This is a genomic window from Flavobacterium pectinovorum (assembly GCF_900142715.1).
GTDB classification, from domain to species: Bacteria; Bacteroidota; Bacteroidia; order Flavobacteriales; family Flavobacteriaceae; genus Flavobacterium; species Flavobacterium pectinovorum.
The window spans coordinates 92366-108219 of record NZ_FRBX01000005.1 but is presented as its reverse complement, the minus strand read 5'-3'; the positions used below and the strand labels follow the sequence as shown (position 1 = coordinate 108219).

General features: G+C 34.7%; 14 protein-coding genes. 9 read left to right on the top strand and 5 right to left on the bottom strand.

Annotated elements, in window-relative coordinates; all coding sequences use genetic code 11:
- Positions 1 to 86 precede the first annotated feature (86 nt).
- The 4 genes from BUE22_RS17315 (at position 87) to BUE22_RS17300 (ending at position 4458) form a co-directional block, all read left to right on the top strand.
- Positions 87 to 1961, top strand: coding sequence for a peptidase U32 family protein (locus BUE22_RS17315; RefSeq protein ID WP_073396979.1), 1875 nt, complete (start codon positions 87 to 89; stop codon positions 1959 to 1961).
- A 440-nt stretch (positions 1962 to 2401) separates the two neighbouring features.
- Positions 2402 to 3562: a formate-dependent phosphoribosylglycinamide formyltransferase gene (gene purT / locus BUE22_RS17310; RefSeq protein ID WP_073396976.1), complete on the top strand. Its 1161-nt coding sequence runs from the start codon at positions 2402 to 2404 to the stop codon at positions 3560 to 3562.
- Positions 3563 to 3565: 3 nt separating this feature from the next.
- Positions 3566 to 3883, top strand: coding sequence for a DUF6370 family protein (locus BUE22_RS17305; protein ID WP_073396973.1), 318 nt, complete (start codon positions 3566 to 3568; stop codon positions 3881 to 3883).
- Positions 3883 to 4458: a Crp/Fnr family transcriptional regulator gene (locus tag BUE22_RS17300; RefSeq protein ID WP_042565721.1), complete on the top strand. Its 576-nt coding sequence runs from the start codon at positions 3883 to 3885 to the stop codon at positions 4456 to 4458. Before BUE22_RS17305 ends, BUE22_RS17300 begins: the two co-directional genes overlap by 1 nt.
- A 141-nt stretch (positions 4459 to 4599) precedes the next feature.
- On the opposite strand, the gene aceA is transcribed toward BUE22_RS17300, so the two are convergent.
- On the bottom strand, positions 4600 to 5880 hold the full coding sequence (gene aceA, locus BUE22_RS17295; RefSeq protein WP_073396970.1) for an isocitrate lyase: 1281 nt from the start codon (positions 5878 to 5880) through the stop codon (positions 4600 to 4602).
- Between the two features lie 137 nt (positions 5881 to 6017).
- Positions 6018 to 7619 carry a malate synthase A gene (aceB, locus tag BUE22_RS17290; protein ID WP_073396967.1) on the bottom strand — a complete coding sequence of 534 codons (1602 nt, stop codon included), beginning with the start codon at positions 7617 to 7619 and terminating at the stop codon, positions 6018 to 6020.
- A 206-nt stretch (positions 7620 to 7825) separates the two neighbouring features.
- On the opposite strand from aceB, the gene BUE22_RS17285 reads away from it, so the two are divergent.
- From BUE22_RS17285 to BUE22_RS17275, 3 genes are all read left to right on the top strand, one after another.
- Positions 7826 to 9307 (top strand): helix-turn-helix domain-containing protein, encoded by a 1482-nt coding sequence (locus BUE22_RS17285; RefSeq protein ID WP_073396964.1) that lies wholly within the window; start codon positions 7826 to 7828, stop codon positions 9305 to 9307.
- Positions 9308 to 9711: 404 nt separating this feature from the next.
- The gene (locus BUE22_RS17280) at positions 9712 to 10428 is read left to right on the top strand and encodes a pirin family protein (RefSeq protein WP_073396961.1); all 717 of its coding nucleotides are present in this window, start codon (positions 9712 to 9714) and stop codon (positions 10426 to 10428) included.
- A 150-nt stretch (positions 10429 to 10578) separates the two neighbouring features.
- Positions 10579 to 11112, top strand: coding sequence for a YceI family protein (locus BUE22_RS17275; RefSeq protein WP_073397347.1), 534 nt, complete (start codon positions 10579 to 10581; stop codon positions 11110 to 11112).
- Positions 11113 to 11277: 165 nt separating this feature from the next.
- Here BUE22_RS17275 and BUE22_RS17270 read toward each other — a convergent pair whose 3' ends face one another.
- On the bottom strand, positions 11278 to 12153 hold the full coding sequence (locus BUE22_RS17270) for an AraC family transcriptional regulator (protein WP_073396958.1): 876 nt from the start codon (positions 12151 to 12153) through the stop codon (positions 11278 to 11280).
- A 200-nt stretch (positions 12154 to 12353) separates the two neighbouring features.
- Between BUE22_RS17270 and BUE22_RS17265 the strand changes: the two genes are divergently transcribed.
- The gene (locus tag BUE22_RS17265; RefSeq protein ID WP_042565714.1) at positions 12354 to 12716 is read left to right on the top strand and encodes a DUF983 domain-containing protein; all 363 of its coding nucleotides are present in this window, start codon (positions 12354 to 12356) and stop codon (positions 12714 to 12716) included.
- A gap of 73 nt (positions 12717 to 12789) precedes the next feature.
- Positions 12790 to 13665 carry an ACP S-malonyltransferase gene (gene fabD, locus BUE22_RS17260; protein ID WP_035651657.1) on the top strand — a complete coding sequence of 292 codons (876 nt, stop codon included), beginning with the start codon at positions 12790 to 12792 and terminating at the stop codon, positions 13663 to 13665.
- Positions 13666 to 13781: 116 nt separating this feature from the next.
- Here fabD and BUE22_RS17255 read toward each other — a convergent pair whose 3' ends face one another.
- A complete protein-coding gene (locus tag BUE22_RS17255; protein WP_073396955.1) occupies positions 13782 to 14684 on the bottom strand; it encodes a DMT family transporter in 903 nt (300 codons plus the stop codon).
- 80 nt (positions 14685 to 14764) lie between these two features.
- Positions 14765 to 15781: a UDP-glucose 4-epimerase GalE gene (gene galE / locus BUE22_RS17250; RefSeq protein WP_073396952.1), complete on the bottom strand. Its 1017-nt coding sequence runs from the start codon at positions 15779 to 15781 to the stop codon at positions 14765 to 14767.
- Positions 15782 to 15854 lie beyond the last annotated feature (73 nt).

The following is a 15854-nucleotide window of genomic DNA, read 5'->3' as shown; positions in this document are numbered from 1 at the left end:
CCTTTCAGCATTAGTAAACTTGGAATATTTATAAGAACTTTGCAAACTTTTTTCCGTGAATACCACAAAAGCCTAAAGTTCTAAAAATGAAGAAGAAAATTGAAATATTAGCTCCTGCTAAAGATTTAATTGGAGGAATGGCCGCCATCAATAGTGGCGCCGATGCAGTTTATATTGGTGCACCGCAATTTGGCGCGCGCTCAAATGCCAACAATTCTATCGAAGATATTGCCGCATTGGTACAATATGCACACTTATTTAACGCTCAGGTTTTTGTGGTAATGAATACCATTTTGTACGACAACGAACTAGAAACATGTCGCCAAATGATCTGGGAATTATACGAAATTGGTGTTGATGCCCTGATTATTCAGGACATGGCGATTATGGAAATGGAGTTACCTCCTATCGTACTTCATGCCAGTACACAAGCCAACAATCGTGACGCAGATAAAATTAAATTCCTTAAAGATGCGGGAATCAAACGTGTGGTTTTGGCCCGCGAATTAAATCTGCATCAAATTAAAACAATATACGACGAGGCAGATGTTGAACTAGAGTTTTTCGTAACCGGAGCTTTATGTGTTTCGTTTAGTGGAAACTGCTATATGAGTGTGGCGAACGGAGAACGCAGCGCCAACCGTGGTTCTTGCGCTCAAAACTGTCGTTTGCCTTATAACTTAATAGATGGAAATGGAGAAACTTTAATCAAAAACAGTCACTTACTTTCGATAAAAGATTTAGACATTTCAGATCAGATTCCGAATTTGATCGAAGCCGGAATCGTTTCTTTTAAAATCGAAGGAAGATTAAAAGATGTTGTTTATGTAAAAAACAATGTATCGTTTTTACGTCAAAAACTAGACAGTTTCTTAGAAGGCGAAGGAAGCGATAAATACATGAAAGCTTCATCAGGAACCTGTACCTATACTTTCGATTCTTCTCTAAGCAGAACTTTCAACCGCGGTTATACTGACTATTTTGTAAACGATAGAAATCATAGTATCGGATCTTGGGAAAGCCCAAAATCAAAAGGACAATATATTGGAAAATTAATCCGAACTATTGGAAACGCTTACGAAATCGAAAACGGTGAATTTTTAAACAACGGTGACGGACTTTGTTTCATCAACGAAAATAACGAAGCCGACGGAATTTATGTCAACAAAGCCGAAAACGGAAAAATATATCCAAACGTTTTAAAAGAAATAAAAGACGGAACTTTTATTTACCGAAATAACGATGCTGCTTTCATCAAAATTGTAGAAAGAGAAGATAGTGCTGTTCGAAAAATCAGCACAACTTTATTGCTTACAGAAAATGAAACCGGCTTCGAATTAATCGCAACCGACGAAGACGGAAACGTAAGCACCGTAAATTTAGAACATTCAAAAGAGCAGACTAAAACGGGCGAATCAATCGAAGAAAACATCAAAACGCAATTGGCAAAAACAGGTTTTACACCTTATACAGCTAATGAAATTAATGTAATGTTTTCTCAAAACTGGTTCCTTCCTATTTCAAAAATCAACGAAATGAGAAGAACTGTTTACGATCAGTTAACCGAAATTCGTTTAAAGAACTACAAACGCGAAGAACACCAATTGGTAAAAACGTCGCATCCTTATCCTGAAACCAAATTGGATTTCATGTACAACGTTTCGAACAAAACGGCTCGTAAATTCTACGAACGTCACGGCGTAACCGAAATCGAAAAAGCATTCGAATTACAATGGGATCCGGGAAAATCTCGTGTTATGACAACTAAATATTGCATTAAATACGAATTAAAAAAATGCCCAATACACCAAAAAGACATCATGGGTGTTAAAGTAAAAGAACCATTAGTTTTAAAACAAGGCGAGCTTGAATACAAACTAAAATTCAACTGCAAACCTTGTGAAATGGAAATCTGGGAAAAAGACGCCGAATTTGAAATCGAAGAAGATCATTTTCATTAAAATACAAACCGATACTTAATTAAGTATCGGTTTTTTATTTTGGGCGTGTCCCTCCGGGTCGGGCTATCCGCTGCAAGTCCTCGCACTTCCTTCGTCAGGCTGTGGGCTTTCCACTTCTATCCCTCACGCAAATCGTAAAAAAAAGAAAATTCATTTCAAAAAAAAATGAAGCTCCAGGTTGGCTTTAACCAAAACCGAGTATTTGGCTAAAGCCCTGACTATTCAACATTATTCCTCCAGCTAAAGCTGGAGGCAATTCAAACTACTTATTTTCAAAAAACTAAATCCGCCAGATCTGCAAAATCTGCGTGAGAAATCCTTTGCGAACTTTTTTATCTTAAAAACAAAAACTTCGCGTTCTCTGCGTAATCCTTTGCGAACTTTGCGGTTAAAAACATTTTTCCCTACTTTTACTACTCCAAAATTCAAACCTTCCCCCTATGAAAATACTACTCCTCGGTTCAGGTGAATTAGGCAAAGAATTTGTCATTGCCGCACAACGAATCGGTCAAACCATAATTGCAGTTGATAGTTACGAAAATGCTCCTGCAATGCAGGTTGCACACGGTTTCGAAGTCATCAACATGCTAGACGGCGAAGCTCTTGACCGAATTGTAGCCAAACACAAACCAGATTTTATAGTTCCAGAGATAGAAGCCATTCGCACAGAACGTTTTTACGATTACGAAAAACAAGGTATTACTGTTGTTCCTTCAGCGAAAGCGGCCAACTTTACCATGAATCGTAAAGCCATTCGTGATTTGGCAGCAAAAGAATTAGGTCTAAAAACAGCCAAATATCAATACGCAGCTTCGGCAAAAGAATTACAAAAAGCCGTTCAGGAAGTTGGGATACCGTGTGTGGTAAAACCCCTAATGTCTTCTTCAGGAAAAGGACAATCGACAATTAAAACCGAAAGTGATATCGAAAAAGCATGGCAATATGCCGTTGCAGGTTCACGTGGAGATGTTATTGAAGTCATTGTAGAAGCTTTTGTTAATTTTCATTCTGAAATCACGCTTTTAACAATTACGCAAAATAATAATCCAACTTTGTTTTGTGCTCCAATTGGTCACCGACAAGAACGCGGCGATTATCAGGAAAGCTGGCAGCCTGCTTTAGTTTCAGAAAAAGACCTGTACGAAGCGCAGGATATGGCTGAAAAAATTACCGAAGCACTTGGTGGAGCAGGGCTTTTTGGCGTTGAATTTTTCTTAACCAATGAAGGCGTTTATTTCTCAGAACTTTCCCCTCGTCCACACGATACGGGAATGGTAACTTTGGCGGGAACTCAAAACTTCAATGAATTTGAATTGCATTTACGTGCAATTTTAAGTTTGCCTATTTTCGAAATTACATTAGAAAAAGCCGGAGCAAGCGCTGTAATTTTAGCTTCAGAAGATTCTGCAAATCCAACTTTTACCGGAATTGAAAAAGTAGCGGCATTGCCTAAAACTGATTTCAGGATTTTTGGTAAACCAACTTCAAGACCGTACCGAAGAATGGGAGTTGTTTTAAGCAACGATTCATTAGCAACTCCAATCGAAGAAATCATAGAAAGAGCCAAAAAAACAGCAACATTAATCACTGTAAATTCTTAAAAAATGAAAAAAATACTATTCATGATTTTCCTGTTTATCGGAATTTCAATTCAGGCACAGAATAAAAAAGTAATTGATAAACCTCAAATTGTTGAAGCCTCTTGTGGTGAATGCCAATTTGGAATGAAAGGCAAAAGTTGTGATTTAGCCGTACGAATTGACGGAAAAACATATTTTGTTGACGGAACAACAATTCACGATCACGGCGACGCACATGCTGAAGACGGATTTTGTAATGCTATTAGAAAAGCTTCTGTAACGGGAACAATCGAAAAAAACCGTTTTAAAGCAACTTCATTCACTTTGATAAAAGAAAAATAATGGAGTTGATTCTTGAAAACATTGCCAAGCATGTTTCTCTAACAGCAGAGGAACAAGCACTTTTTTTATCCAAATTAGAAACAAACATTTACAAACCTAAAACTATCTTATTGAATGCCGGCGAAATCTGCAAACATTCGTATTTTGTAAATTCAGGGATTTTAAGAAGTTTCAATATTAATGACAATATTGTTGAACATGTTTTATCATTTGCCTGCGAAGGCTGGTGGATGAGCGATATGTACAGCTTTTTTTCGCAAAAACCAGGACAGCTATTTATTGAAGTTTTAGAAGAAGCTGAAGTAGTTTCTTTATCCAAGGAAAATCAGGAACAATTGTATCTGGAGATTCCAAAACTGGAACGTTTTTTCAGGATTTTAATTGAAAACTCATTAGTTGCCAATCAGCAAAGATTAATGGACAACTTAAGTTTACCAGCCGAAGAAAGGTTTGAAAAGTTTTGTACCAAATACGGAACATTGGTTCACAAAGTTCCCCAAAAACAAATTGCTTCTTTCATTGGTGTAACTCCCGAATTTTTCAGCAAAATGAAAGCCAGGCTTTTGAAAAAATAAAAATAATTTCACCATTAAGATATATTAAGTTTCATTAAGAGAAAAGCTTAATATTCTTAATTAAACCTAAAACTTAATTTTCTTAATATCTTAATGGTAAAAAAAATAAAAACCAGTTCAAATGAACTGGTTTTTATTGAATTAAAATTGCTCAACCTCCGTAGAATGCTTCATTGCTGTTGTTGTTGATTTTCCAATTGTTACGGTGTTTTGAACCGCATCAAAATAAGAAGTTCCCACAAAAGCCTGGTGTTTTACAGCTCTGAATCCGTTTTTCTGCAAAGCAAATTCGCGTTCCTGCAATTCAGAATATCCTGCCATTCCGCGCTCTTTGTACGCTTTAGACAATTCGAACATACTCGTGTTTAAAGCATGAAATCCCGCCAAAGTAATGAACTGGAATTTATATCCCATTGCAGCCAAATCTTCTCTAAAAGTTTCCATTTCTGCAACTGATAATTTTGCAGCCCAATTAAATGAAGGCGAACAATTATATGCCAACATTTTATCTGGAAATTCTTTTCGCATTGCATCGGCAAACTTTTTAGCATAAACCAAATCTGGATTACTGGTTTCCATCCAAATCAAATCGGCATAAGGAGCGTAGCTTAAGCCTCTTGCAATTCCCTGATCTATTCCGTTTTTTACATAAAAGAAACCTTCGTTTGTTTTTTCACCCGTAATAAATTTAGCATCTCTTGGGTCGGCATCGCTGGTTAATAAATTAGCCGCATCAGCGTCTGTTCGCGCTACAATAAGCGTAGAAACTCCCATAACATCCGAAGCTAAACGTGCCGCAATCAGTTTATTAATGGCTTCCTGCGTCGGAACTAAAACTTTCCCTCCTAAATGCCCGCATTTTTTAGCAGAACTTAATTGATCTTCAAAATGAACTCCAGATGCTCCGGCTTCAATCATTGATTTCATCAATTCGAAAGCATTCAGATTTCCGCCAAAACCAGCTTCGGCGTCGGCCACAATTGGAACCAGGTAATCTTTTTTATCTTTAACCTCATTTACAACCTGAATCTGATCAGCTCTCAATAAGGCATTGTTTATTTTTTTCACTACAATCGGCACACTATTTACCGGATAAAGCGATTGATCCGGATACATTTCTCCCGCCAAATTCGCATCGGCAGCCACTTGCCAGCCACTTAAATAAATGGCTTCCAAGCCTGCATCGACTTCCTGAATCGCCTGATTTCCTGTCAATGCGCCCAACCCAGCTACATAATCCTGACTTTTTAACTTTTTCCATAATTTTTGCGCTCCCATTTTGGCAATAGAATGCTCAATTTGATAAGAACCCTGAAGCGTCACTACTTCTGTAGCGGTATAAGGACGCTCAACGCCTTTCCATCTCGGGTTCGTAATCCAATCGTTAATCAATTCCTGAATTCTGTCTTCTGTTGTTTTCATAAATAATATAGTTAAGTTGGTTAGTAAAGCATTTCATTCAAATTAAAAATTGAGAATTAAAAATTAAAAATATTTTTTTTACGCAGATTTAGCAGATAGTACAGATTTTTAATTTTTAATTCCAAATTTTTAATTATCTAAAGGTATTTGTAACACGGAATCGTCAAAAAGTCAACAAAATCAGTATTTACAACTAATCTTTCCAATACTTTTTCGGCTAAAGGAAATTGACGTTTTTCGTAATTTTCTTCTCCCAGTTCCGATTTAATTTTCTGATATTCATCTAAAGCCAATTCGTGATAATAAGCAAGATTTAAAATTTTGCCATTATCTAAAGTCACTTTATTCTGAAGCCATTGCCATAATTGCGATCTCGAAATTTCTGCAGTTGCTGCGTCTTCCATCAAGTTATGCAAAGCCGCTGCACCTTGACCGCTCAGCCATGAAGCCAAATACAAAACACCTACATTGATATTTTTTCGAACACCGTTTTCTGTAATGATCCCGATTGGCGGTTCCAGCAAATCTTCTTCCGTAATTTTTCGATATTCTCTTTTAATATGAATTTGATTCGGAGTTGGCATTCCGGCATCAAAAACTGATTTTGCTAAAGAAACTAAATCCGGATGCGCCACCCAGGTTCCGTCGTGACCATTTTTTACCTCGCGTTCTTTATCTGTTTTTACTTTTGCGAAAGCGATGGCATTCGCTTCTTCATCATTTTTAATCGGAATTTGAGCTGCCATTCCGCCAATTGCGTGAATTCCACGTTTGTGACATCTCTGGATTACCAGATTTGAATACGCATTCATAAAAGGCGAAGTCATGTTTACCTGATCGCGATCCGGAACAATGAATTTTGGGTTCTTACCGAATTTCTTTATGTAAGAGAAAATATAATCCCAACGACCGCAATTCAAGCCAACAATATGTTCTTTCAATTCGTAGATAATTTCATCTAATTGAAAACTGGCTGTTATCGTTTCAATTAAAACCGTCACTTTTATAGTTCCTCTTTTCAGTCTTAAATGATTTTCGGTAAAATCAATTACGTTATTCCACCAGCGTGCTTCCAGATAATGTTCCAATTTTGGAATATAGAAATACGGTCCGGAATTGTTCTCCAATAATTTTTTATGATTATGAAAAACATAAAGCCCAAAATCTACCAAAGAACCCGAAACTTCTTTTCCATCAATTAAAAGATGCTTTTCAGGCAAATGCAATCCTCTTGGACGAACGATCAGCGTTGCGATTTTTTCATTTAACTGATAAGATTTATTTTTAACCGAATCTGTATAAGAAATCGTTTTATTGACAGCATCAATTAAATTCATTTGACCTTCCATCAAATTTTGCCAGGTTGGCGAAGTACTATCTTCAAAATCAGCCATAAAAGTCTTTGCTCCCGAATTCAGCGCGTTGATAATCATTTTACGATCAACCGGACCGGTAATTTCTACTCTTCTGTCCAACAAATCCTTCGGAATTTCTCCAGCCACCCAATTACTTTCTCTGACGGTTTTGGTATCTGAAGGAAAAGAAGGCATAATACCCAGATTTAAAGCGACTTGTTTTTGGTCACGTTGTAATAACAATAATTTGCGTTGCGCTTCAAATTTTCGATGCAATTCTGTTATAAAAACAATTGCTTCTTCTGTCCAAATTGTTGGATAAGAAAACTTTTTTTCGGCTAAAAATTCCATTGCCGTTTCGGTAATTTCTAATTGGTTTTTCATAGCTGTGGATTTTATTTTTATTAGTAAAATCAAAATTGTTACTCAATTTGTATCTCTTGTAAAAACATTTTAATTATAACAATCTGATATCTAATAATTTCTACACCACAATATTATAAAAAAGTTTTTTACAAAACAAGCGAACGTTCGCTAAATATTAAAAATAATATTTTGGCGATTATTTTTTAAATAGCTATATTTGAATCATGGATATCGAAAAAGACTATATAAAGCTGATATTTGGGCTCAAACTGAAACAGGTTCGAACTCAAAAAAATCTTTCCCTTTTTGGCTTAGCCAAATTGACAAATCTTTCAAAATCGTATTTAAACGAAATTGAAAAGGGAAAAAAATATCCAAAAACAGATAAAATCTTACTGCTTTGTAAACATCTTGACGTTTCATACGATCAAATGATATCCTTAAAACTCGATAACAACCTCGCTCCTATTGGCGAGATCTTAAAATCCGGAATTTTAAAAGAGATTCCACTAGAACTTTTTGGCATTCAGGAAGCTGATTTAATTGATATTATCGCCAATGCTCCGGCCAAAGTCAATGCTTTTATTAGTACAATTATCGAAATTGCACAGCATTATAATTTAAGCAGAGAAAGTTTTTTCCTGGCTGCGTTACGTTCATATCAGGAAGCGCACAGCAATTATTTTGAAGATTTAGAGGAAAAGGTAATTGCTTTTTCGAAATCCTTTCAAATTAACCTAGATTCGAAAATTACGATTGAAGAATTAGAAGCGATTCTTAAAGAAGAATACGAATATACTATAGAAGAAATTGCTTTTACAGATCAGGAAGCTTTAGAGGATTTACGTTCTATTTATGTTCCAAAAAGCAAAACGTTATTGCTTTCAACAGAAATTGATCATCCACAGAAAGCCTTTATTTTAGCCAAAGAAATAGCCTATAATTACCTAAAAATATCAGATAGACTACTGACTTTCAGCTGGATTAAATTTGATAATTTTGATCAGGTTTTGCATAATTTTTATGCTTCTTATTTTGCCGGAGCTTTATTATTACCAAGACAATTGGTAGTTAATACAATCAATGATTTTCTTTTAAACGAAAAACCAAATCCGGAAGAATTCGTTGCTTTGATCGAAAGTTTTGAAGTTTCTCCCGAGTCTTTTTATCAAAGATTAACCAATTTATTGCCGAAAGATTTTCATCTGAAGAACTTATTCTTTTTAAGAATGTCGCATAAAATTGGTTCTGATTTTTATCAAATCAAAAAAGAATTACACATAACGAATCAGCAGGAACCGCACGCCAATGAAACCAACGAGCATTATTGCAGAAGATGGGTTTCGGTAAAAACCATAGACGAGGCGATCAAACAAAACAAACCTCATTTTTTTGACGCTCAAATTTCGAGTTATGTACATAGCGGAAATGAATATCTGGTTTTTTCATCGGCCACAAAAGATCCTTTTATAAAAGATAATATTCGCAGTATTTCTGTTGGAATTTTAATCAATCCGACAATGAAAAAGAAATTCAAGTTCATTGAAGGAAAACCACTTGTAAAAAGAATTGTAGGCGTAACCTGCGAAACCTGCGATGTAAAAAACTGTCTTGAACGCGTCGCGCCGCCAATTGCATTGGAGAAGAAAAAGCGTCATGAAAATACGGATTTGGTTGTTCAGCAGTTTATTTCTCAGTATAGCTAATTATGATTGTAGATTGTAGATTGTAGATTGTAGATTGTAGATTGTAGATTGTAGATTTTAGATTTTAGATTTTTACGCAACATCGCTAAAGCTCCTTCGGAGCATCATATTTATAGCTAAATATACAATCCAATACCAAAGCTCCAGCGGAGCGAAATATTAGTGCTAAATAAAATATATCGCTCCGCTGGAGCTTTGGTGATGTATTTCAATAATTCCTATAAATATTCTGTCCCTCTGGGACTTCTCTTGTTTCTATCATATTTTCGATCAAGATAAAAAACCTTAGAATCTTAGTGCCTTAGAAACTCAGAACCTTCAAAAAACTTTCTTAATCTACATTAAGTGCTCTTCATTGACCTTGATAGTATCTTTGTACTATAAAAATACAAAACATACACATCATGGAAAATATAGTATTACATAAAGCAGAAACAAGAGGAAATGCAAATCACGGATGGTTAAACGCTTATCACAGTTTTAGTTTCGCAAGCTGGTACAATCCAGATAGAATTCAGTTTGGTGCACTTCGTGTTTTGAACGATGATACAATTGCGGGCGGAATGGGTTTTGGTACGCATCCTCACGATAATATGGAAATTATTACAATACCGCTTGAAGGTGATTTAGCACACAAAGACAGTATGGGAAATACTGAAATCATCAAAAACGGCGATATTCAGGTTATGAGTGCGGGAACTGGTGTGCAGCACAGTGAGTTTAACCCAAATGAAGATCAGCAAACTAAATTGTTGCAAATCTGGTTGTTCCCAAATAAAAGAAATGTAACACCACGTTACCAACAAATAACTTTGGATGTTGCTGACAGACACAATAAATTATCTCAGATTTTATCTCCAAATGCAGATGATGAAGGAGTATGGATTCACCAGGATGCCTGGTTTAATATGGGTAATTTTGACTCAGGTGTATCTACTGAATACACAATCAAAAAAGAAGGAAACGGAGTTTACGCTTTCATCTTAAAAGGAAATGTAACTATTAACGGTCAGGAATTAAACACTCGTGATGCCATTGGTATTTCAGGAACTGATGTTTTGAATATAAAAGCAAACACTGATGCTGAATTTTTATTAATGGATATTCCGATGAACTATTAATTCAGGACTTCTTTCAAACAATAAACAAAACAAATTGGATTCAAAAACACTTCGTTATTTATTTCTTAATCTAGGTTAAGTGCTTAATGAAGACACCCGAAGTAACTTTGTCCTATCAAAATGAAATTAATATTTAAAAAAATAAAAATTATGGCAACTACAAAATGGTCAATTGACCCAACTCACTCAGAAATTGGTTTTAAAGTTAAACACATGATGTTTACAAATGTTTCAGGAAAATTTGGAACTTACGATGCTTCAATCACTACAGAAGGAAATGATTTTGAAAATGCAGCAATCGAATTTTCAGGCGATATTGCTTCTATCGATACTGCAAATGCAGACAGAGACGGTCACTTAAGAAGCGCTGATTTCTTTGATGCTGAAAACAATCCAAAATTAACTTTCAAAGCTTCTTCATTCAAAAAAATTGATGATGGAGATTATGAAATTACTGGAGACCTAAACATCAAAGGTATTTCTAAATCAGTGACTTTTCCTGTAGATTTTAGCGGAATCATGACTGATCCTTGGGGAAATACAAAAGTAGGTTTAAGCATTGAAGGAAAAATTAATCGTAAAGATTGGGGTTTAAACTGGAACTCTGCTCTAGAAACCGGGGGAGTTTTGGTTGGAGAAGAAGTTCGTTTAAACATTGAATTACAATTTGTAAAACAAGCTTAATCTTGTAATAAATAGGTTTTAATTTGGTTGGTTAAAAACCCTGTACTTTTTAGAAAGTGCAGGGTTTTTTCTTTTTGAAATAAAGGAAAAATCGCCACGAATTCACGAATTATATTTTTCCAAACTTTGCGCTATAAAAATTCGTGAATTCGTGGCGGAAAAAAATTATCGCACTGTATTTCTAAATTCAGTTGGAGACATTCCTGTTTGTTTTTTGAAAAATCTCGAGAAATACGAGTAATCTTCGTAGCCAACAGCAAATGCAATTTCGTTTATAGACAATTGTTTATCGATTAACATTCGTTTGATTTCGAGAATAACGCGATCTGTAATTACTTCGGTTGCTGTTTTCTGAAGGATTTCATTACAGATTCTGTTTAAATGTTTTAGGGTGATATTTAATTTTTCTGCATAAAAAGAAGGCAGCTTTTCTTGTCTGAAATATTGTTCCAAAAGCCTTTCAAACATATTAATTTTAATATTATATGAATGTGCCTGATGTGAATAAGTTTCACTATATTTTCTGGAAATTTCAATATGAATGCAATCTAATAAATTCAGCAATTTATCTAATTGCAATTTGTTTTCCTGATTGTTTTCTTGATTGTTTTCCTGAATTAATAAATCAAAATAAAGCTGTATTTTAAGCATTTCTGTTTCTTCAAAAACCATTTCCGGCCGATTGTGAATGGAATGATAAAAATTATAATCCTTTATCTTTTTTTGACCGAAATATAAATTATAAAGTTCCTGCGAAAAAATAACCACAAAGCCTTGAATATCTTCGGATAAACTCCAATGATGCATTTGACCGGGCTGGAGAACGAATAAACTTCCTCTTTTTATTTCAAATTGATCAAAATCAACCTCGTGCAATCCGGAACCATTTGTAAAAAAAACCATTAAATACGAATCGTGTCGATGTGGTTCTTCGACAAAACTGTGGCTTTTTAAATGTTCTGCAAAAGTATTGACGTAAAAATCGCGATGAACATCATTACAGCTAAAATTCTGAACACTATAAATAGGATACTTTTTCATACGTGATTAGATTGTAGATTTTAGATTGTAGATTTTAGATTCCAGATTTTAGATTCCAGATTTTGGATTATAGATTTTGGAATTTGGAATTTAAAATTTCCAGAACAAAATGTCTTTATTGTGCTATAAGTAGCGAAGATATAAAAAAGACTTTTATCCTACTCTGAATTACCTTTGTATAAATAAAAAACATCAAGATCATGTCACATGCATTAACTCATATTTTAAGTAACGAATGTCCTGTTTGTCATAAAGGAAAAGTATTTAAAGATAAAAGTATTTTTTTGACTTTTGGTCTTCCAAAAATGAACGAATATTGCAGTCATTGTAATTATAAATTTCAAAAAGAGCCTGGTTATTTTTTTGGCGCAATGTATGTAAATTACGGATTAACTGTTGCGCAAGGCATTGCTACTTATTGTATTGCACAGTTTTTCTTCGATCAAACGTTTGATTTAAGAATCATTCCCATCATTGCTGTTGTAATTACTTTACTCACTTCTTTCAATCTTCGATTTTCAAGATTAGCGTGGATTTATATGTTTAAGGATTATACGAGCTAAAAAAATACTACTTTTGCCTTTCAATTGAAACTAATTTTCAATTCTAAAAAAAAATAAAAATTAAATTAGACAAATGAAAGCATACGTATTTCCAGGTCAGGGCGCACAGTTTACAGGAATGGGCAAAGACTTATATGAATCATCGGCTTTAGCCAAAGAATTATTCGAAAAAGCTAATGAAATTTTAGGTTTTAGAATTACAGATATTATGTTTGAAGGTACTGCCGAAGAACTAAAAGAAACTAAAGTTACACAGCCGGCCGTATTTTTACACTCGGTTATTTTAGCCAAAACTTTAGGCGAAGATTTTAAGCCTGAAATGGTTGCAGGACATTCTTTAGGAGAATTTTCAGCATTGGTTGCCAACGGAACTTTATCTTTTGAAGACGGTTTGAAATTAGTTTCTCAACGTGCTTTAGCAATGCAAAAAGCTTGCGAAATCACACCATCTACAATGGCTGCAGTTTTAGGTCTTGCTGATAATATTGTTGAAGAAGTTTGCGCTTCTATCGACGGAATTGTGGTTGCTGCAAACTACAACTGCCCGGGACAATTGGTAATTTCAGGAGAAACTTCTGCTGTTGAAAAAGCTTGTGAAGCCATGAAAGCTGCCGGAGCAAAACGTGCCTTAATTTTACCTGTTGGAGGAGCATTTCACTCACCAATGATGGAACCTGCAAGAGAAGAATTAGCTGCTGCAATTGAAGCAACGACTTTCTCAACTCCTATTTGTCCGGTTTACCAAAACGTAACGGCAAATGCAGTTTCTGATGCAAACGAAATCAAAAAGAATTTAATTATACAATTGACTGCTCCTGTAAAATGGACACAATCTGTACAGCAAATGATCGCTGACGGCGCTACTTTGTTTACAGAAGTTGGCCCAGGAAAAGTATTAGCAGGTTTGATCAATAAAATTGATAAAGAAGCGGTTACGGCGAATGCTTAATTTAATAGTTTTAAGTTAAAAACTATACCTATAAAAAATCCTCATAACGAAATGTTATGAGGATTTTGCTTTTACTTATTTAGAAGAATACACTTCAACGATTTAGATTTTATGCTTTAAACACTCTTCTCTTTCTTTTTATAATTAATAATAAAAACTCCCAAAATAATAAGTATCGTTGCTATAATAAAATCTACTGTAATTCTTTCATTTAAAATTAACCAGCCTAAAAAAACTGCAATAATTGTATTCACGTAAGATAAAATAGAAACCTGTACAGCCGTTACATGTTTTAGAGCATAATTATAACAGAAAAAAGCAATAACTGACCCAAATACAGACAAATACAAAGCAGCAAAAACACTTCTTGAACTCCATGAGCTTAAATCAGGATTTGGTGAAAAAATAAAAGCCAAAACAAGCTGAATACACGAAGCCATCGAAAACTGATAAAATAAATTTAACGCAATATTATTCGGTTTATGAGCTTGCATTTTAATATAAATTGTGCCTGCTGCCCATGCCAAAATTGCCAAACTTATAAACATAAGTCCGTGTTTATAATTATCATCCAAGAACGATCCGAGTCCGTCTTTGAAAATAAAAACAACGCCTGAAAATCCGATTATAACCCCTATAAATCCTCTTAAGCTTGCTTTTTGCAATCCAAACAAAATACCTCCAATAAAAATAAGCACTGGCGACAAAGCACTCATTACAGATGCCAGTCCGCTAGGGAGAGTTTGTTCTGCAATTGTGGTAAAACCATTCGCAATAACAATCATTAATACCGACGGGACCAACTGATGTTTTAAATTTTTCCAGCCAATCCATGTCAATTCTTTTTTAAACAGCAAAATGATCATAACGATCAAACCGGCTAATCCCTGACGAATTGATGTTACAAACCATGGCGGAATTGTTTCTACAGCAACGCGAATTCCTAAAAAAGTAGTTCCCCAAATAATCCCTACGGCAGTTAAGGCAAATAGTAATTTGTAATTTAAACTTTGTCTCATAATATTTAAGATGCCTTTGAATAAAAAAATCCCAAATTATAATTGTATAATTTGGGATTTTATAATTTTAATTTAAGAAATTATTTATTCCTTACTTTTTGTTCCCATTCCCAAGCACTTGACATTGCCTCATCTAATGTTAGTTGAGCTTTCCATCCTAAAACATTGTTTGCTTTATCTGTATTTGCATAGGCTTCAGTAATATCACCCTCACGGCGCGGCTTAATTATGTATGGCAGTTTTTTATCGCTTACTTTTTCAAAACTATGAATGACTTCAAGAACAGAACTTCCTGTTCCTGTTCCTAAATTAAAAGTTTCTACTTTTTGTACATTCTTTTTATTCAATAAACGCTGTAATGCAATTACGTGTGCCTTTGCTAAATCTACAACGTGAATGTAATCACGAACAGCCGTACCGTCTGGCGTTGGGTAATCATTACCAAAAACAGATAATTCCTGACGCAATCCCATTCCGGTTTGTGTAATAAATGGAACCAGATTTTGAGGAACCCCTAAAGGTAATTCTCCAATTTCTGCACTTGGATGCGCTCCAACCGGGTTAAAATAACGCAACAAAATAGCACTTATATTAGTAACTTTTGCAGTATCATTGATGATTTCTTCTCCTATTTGTTTGGTATTCCCATAAGGAGACATTGCTGCCTGAACAGGCGCATCTTCTGTAATTGGCATTTTTTCGGCTTGACCGTAAACCGTACAAGACGAACTAAAAATAAAACTTGCCTCAGGTTTTTCTTTTAATTCCTGCAACAAATAAACTAAACTACTAATATTGTTCTCGTAGTATAATAACGGATTTTCAACGCTTTCACCAACTGCTTTTGAAGCTGCAAAATGAATTACGCCCGCAACGTCATTATATTTTTTAAAGAAATCCTTTACTGCGGCTTTTTCTCTTAAATCTATTTTTTCAAACAGAGGTTTTTTCCCCGTAATATTTACAATTCCTTGTATAACATCTTCTGAAGCATTAGAAAGATCATCAATTATAACAACTTCAAAGCCTTCATTTTGCAATTCGACTACGGTATGCGAACCTATAAATCCTAATCCTCCGGTTACTAATATTTTCATTTTTTTTTAGATTACAGAAAATAGAATAAAGAAGATAGATTATATAAGTTTTTCTATTCTCTTTTTCTATTGT